Source organism: Bacillus sp. JJ664 (assembly GCF_036962205.1).
Taxonomy (GTDB): Bacteria; Bacillota; Bacilli; order Bacillales; family Bacillaceae_G; genus Gottfriedia.
This window is the reverse complement of the sequence record NZ_JBALMS010000154.1, coordinates 1-4179: the sequence shown is the minus strand read 5'-3', so window position 1 is coordinate 4179 and position 4179 is coordinate 1. Positions and strand designations below refer to the sequence as shown.

Sequence of the window (4179 nt, the reverse complement as noted above, 5' to 3'; positions counted from 1 at the left end):
CAAATAAAATAATAAAACCTAAAAAATACCACTTTAAATTTTTATCTAAATGTTTTCTAAAGTTCAGCTTCATTTAATATTATTCTCCTCTCACACGGATTTGTTTGAGTTGAAAATCTTTTAAATGATATTATTTAAAACGGGTTTTAAATCCCTTTGGATTATAGATTCTAGACAATAGTTCATTTACTTCCTTTGAGTTGAAATAAGTAACTAGTACTCTTTTTGTAAAAAATTTTAGCAATAACTACTTTATCGATTGTGGCTAAATGGTTATTGAATGAACCCTGATCCCAAAATGGGCATCTGACTCTCGGTCACATACCGCAATTTGTTGTTTTCTTGAGTTGATAGATAAACTTCCCTGCTCGGTATTTCCGGGATGATTCGGTAGCCGTTCTCCTCAATCCAGGAACCTAGATCGATGCTAACTGGTGTATATATATCTGGACTGCTCATATGTGTCACTGACGCAACCGCCATTTCCGGCAACACCTTCGTCTGAAAGCGAGCCGTGTCCTGAAGCTTGCGCGGGATTGGGCAAGCTATTTCCAAATCGATACTGTATTCACACTTCGTACAACTATACCACAACACCATATGGGTAACAGGTAGCGGAATTCCATTCCATTTTAAATATTCGTCGATTTCTTCGAATAACCCAGGAATACTTGCTCTATCCGTGGTCTCTTTAAGCGTTGCAACCATTAAGGGCTCGACCTTCTTAACCACAACCTCGTAATGAGAAAGACCATCACTTTGCCGTTCAATTTGCTCCAGTCTTACCTCAATACGCCTTAAACGCTCCATTTCAGACTGAATCAGCGAGTGCAGCGCCTTCTGCTTAAGTCGAAACATTCTGCGAATTTCCTCAGTAGATACATTATCATTCAGAAGCTGTTTGATTTGTCCAAGTGTAAAACCAAGATCCTTAAACGCCAGAATTCGATGAAGATCAAGTAGCTGTTCGCTCTTGTAGTAACGGTAACCGTTTTGTTGATCGGTATAGGCAGGTTTGAGGAGTTCAAGTTGGTCATAAAATCGTAATGTTTTAGCGGGAACTTGGCTTAACTTTGAAAACTCGCTGATTTTAAACATTTGATTCACTCCTTTCTGTACTAGAATTATAAACCTTCCATATAAGTGGAAAGTCAAGCAAAAAAAAACATTGCAAACCGATATCTACCTATATTTGCAACAAAAGTGAATTTTTAATCACACCACATTTTCCGAATTTTAATAAAAAACGGCAACGGGATAATTCATGCCCTCCAAACAGGTGAAATTATGGTGCAGGATTAGATGTATTTGTCAAAGAACCAATTAATATGGATAATCACCTAGTTTCAATGAAGAATGTTGTTACTTTGCCGCATATCGGCTCTGCCACTTACGAAATTCGCTTTAAAATGGCGATGATAGCTGCAGCTAATCTCGTATCAGCATAAAAGGAGAAACCCCGGCAAATTTAATTAAAAGGTAAGTATTAATAGCCGCGAGTGACTTTACTAGATTATATTCGCGCTGCTCATAAAAAAAGAAAGGCAACATCACCAATTTTGGGATATTGCCTTTTTACGTTTATTCTAACCAAATTACAACAACAGTTGTTTCTGTCCTATTGTTGATGCCTCAGCCATTTCTTGGTGCACTATTCTCTCCACCTATAGATTCTGCAGTTTCCATTTGAATTATATTTCATTCACCTAAAAAAGAACTCGTTTTACTCAGTTGCTTGACTTTCAATAAAATAATACCAGCAACCAGCAAAGCCTCTCTTTGAAAATGAGTTAAACTGCCGCCGAGTGTAACAACTCATTTTTAACATAGATGAAAAAAACACCCTTCCATTTAGTGTAACTAAAACACTTCAAATATTTCAGTTAACCTTCAGAGAGTGGAACTTACCCTCTCCATTAGGATGCTAAAACACCTTCCTGGTTTTACCTCTTCAATTTTTTTTTGAACCTTAATATTTTATGACTACCTATGGCGCGTGTTTAATACTAAACATATCTAAGGCCTATTTTATTATTAAATATTTGGTTTTTATTTTTAAAGATAAATGATCCGTTTGAATAATCTATTACTAATTGATTATCATACACTTCTTCAAAGTCATTATTAACTAAAAATTCAATGTTATCTACTGTTAAAATTTTTTCATATGCGTCATTTGGTCTTTTGTTAATAACTTTCATTTCGTAAATATTATTTACTATGTCACAGCTCCCACGATCAAATGACAATTGAATAAATTGATTCTCATTCATTTTATTGCACAATACTTCCTTTGCAGAATCAGTTATTTGAAAATCCACTTATAAACCCTCCTTACAGTAAGGATATTGTTCTAACAACAAACCATAATAACACTAATCATATCCATACGATTTAGCTTGATTAAATTAATTCACCATTTAAAAACTCTATAATAAAACCTGGTTACTTCTTGTACTTTTTCTCTTAGTACTTGGGGTAACGATCACCTCTTATTTACTTTACAATCATTACAGCACAATTCGCATGCTGGACCACTTTATGGCTTACACTTCCCAAGAGCAGTTCTGAAAAGAGGCTAAGTCCCCTGCTACCCATTACGATAAGATCGTAATCTCCCTCTTTTGCCTTCTTGCATATCATTTCTGCAGGATCTCCAATATGGTATTCGCTATCATATTGTATAGATGACCCTGAAAGGACTTGTGCGGATTCATCTAAAATCCTCCTAACTTCCTCTACTTGCAATTGTTCAATATCAATATCCACTCCGAAAGCAACTGTATTGATATTGTTACTAGGAATGATATGAAGAAGCGTTATACGGGCATTTATCCCCATGTTTTGCGCCAACCTTTTTGCCGATTTCAATGCATGTTTAGAGTGTTCGGATCCGTCAACTGGAACCAAAAATCGTTCATACATATTGTCACTCCCCTTATTATAAAATCTTATTTTTATGATAAAACCCATGACGGTGATTATCTTTTTTATTAATCAGATCAGATCCTCCGCTTTGATGACAAAACTTGACGGCGATCGTTAATAACATATTTTAATTTGATGCTTTTTAATAGAATCCCTCAAAGATTTTCCATTGTATGCGCAACTTTTTAATTGATCGCGAAATCATAGGGGAGATTCTCCTATCTATAAAACCATATTTGCAGTTGCTTTAATCGTAACTAATAGCTGAAGACCCAACTTGAGAACGTTCATTCTCAAATATCCAATTAAAAATTAATGGTTTGTTTGCATTCCCCCTCTCCGTTCATTATTACATATCATCTTGAAGCTCCTTTATTTGGAACTGTTGTACTATATGTCTCACGTTTAAATCGAACTGAATATAACAAGACATAAACGACAATCAAGGAAGAAAACAGATTTAGCACGACAAGAGAAATGTTTAAATTGAAAATTTGAGTAAGTGCTCCAACAAAAACAGGAGGCACAATAAACCCTATATACGCACACATCCAGAAAGCCGAAATCACACGTGGTTTCGCTTCAGGTTCAGGCAGTTGCCCTGCAAAAAATAGTGCATTTTGGAAAGTCCATCCACCACCAAGTGCTTGTATGAATATACTGATCCATAATAATGGTAAACTTGCTATAAAACCAGATGTAACAATCAACCAAGAACCAATAACTAAAAGCAAGATCCCCCATCTAATACGTGTAACAGGTTGAGAAGGTCTAGGAATAAACTGTGCGAATGCACCACCACCTAATAGAATTAAAAAGATCAAACCAGAAATAAATAAATTAGATGTGTGAATAACATTTTTCACGAAAGTAGGAATTAGAGCAAGTGCTGTTCCTTGGATCGTAAATACTGTAAAAATAGCAAGTCCAGACATCGACCAAAAGTGAGAACGTATTTTTTTGGGAACGCCAAGTGATATCTTATGTTTTGCAAGCTTTTGTTCTTTCGTAACTACATCCTTTGGTAGAGATCCTAGTATGACATTCGAGATAATTAATAATCCTATTAAGATCCAAAATGGTAATCTAAGTGGTTGAATAGGCAAATATTGTAACATGAAAGCCGCTATTGCTGGTCCAAGTCCAAAGCCAACAAGTACAGTAACTCCTGAATATTTAATAGCTTTACCAATTTTTTGGGGTTCTGATTGTCTAATTAGAAAAGCCACAGACGTACCAGTAAACGAACCA

Annotated in this window: 5 protein-coding genes; 1 reads left to right on the top strand and 4 read right to left on the bottom strand. The window is 35.5% G+C overall.

Features of this window, described 5'->3' with window-relative positions:
* Positions 1–273: 273 nt before the first annotated feature.
* Positions 274–1098: a MerR family transcriptional regulator gene (locus tag V7056_RS18700; protein ID WP_088041933.1), complete on the bottom strand. Its 825-nt coding sequence runs from the start codon at positions 1096–1098 to the stop codon at positions 274–276.
* Between the two features lie 230 nt (positions 1099–1328).
* On the opposite strand from V7056_RS18700, the gene V7056_RS18695 reads away from it, so the two are divergent.
* On the top strand, positions 1329–1448 hold the full coding sequence (locus tag V7056_RS18695; protein WP_499703903.1) for a hypothetical protein: 120 nt from the start codon (positions 1329–1331) through the stop codon (positions 1446–1448).
* A gap of 558 nt (positions 1449–2006) precedes the next feature.
* Here V7056_RS18695 and V7056_RS18690 read toward each other — a convergent pair.
* From V7056_RS18690 to V7056_RS18680, 3 genes are all read right to left on the bottom strand, one after another.
* Positions 2007–2321 carry an iron-sulfur cluster biosynthesis family protein gene (locus tag V7056_RS18690; RefSeq protein ID WP_499703902.1) on the bottom strand — a complete coding sequence of 105 codons (315 nt, stop codon included), beginning with the start codon at positions 2319–2321 and terminating at the stop codon, positions 2007–2009.
* A 175-nt stretch (positions 2322–2496) separates the two neighbouring features.
* Positions 2497–2925: a universal stress protein gene (locus V7056_RS18685; protein WP_088041935.1), complete on the bottom strand. Its 429-nt coding sequence runs from the start codon at positions 2923–2925 to the stop codon at positions 2497–2499.
* Positions 2926–3284: 359 nt separating this feature from the next.
* Positions 3285–4179 (bottom strand): MFS transporter (locus V7056_RS18680; protein WP_499703901.1); only part of this gene is annotated, 895 nt, incomplete at its 5' end.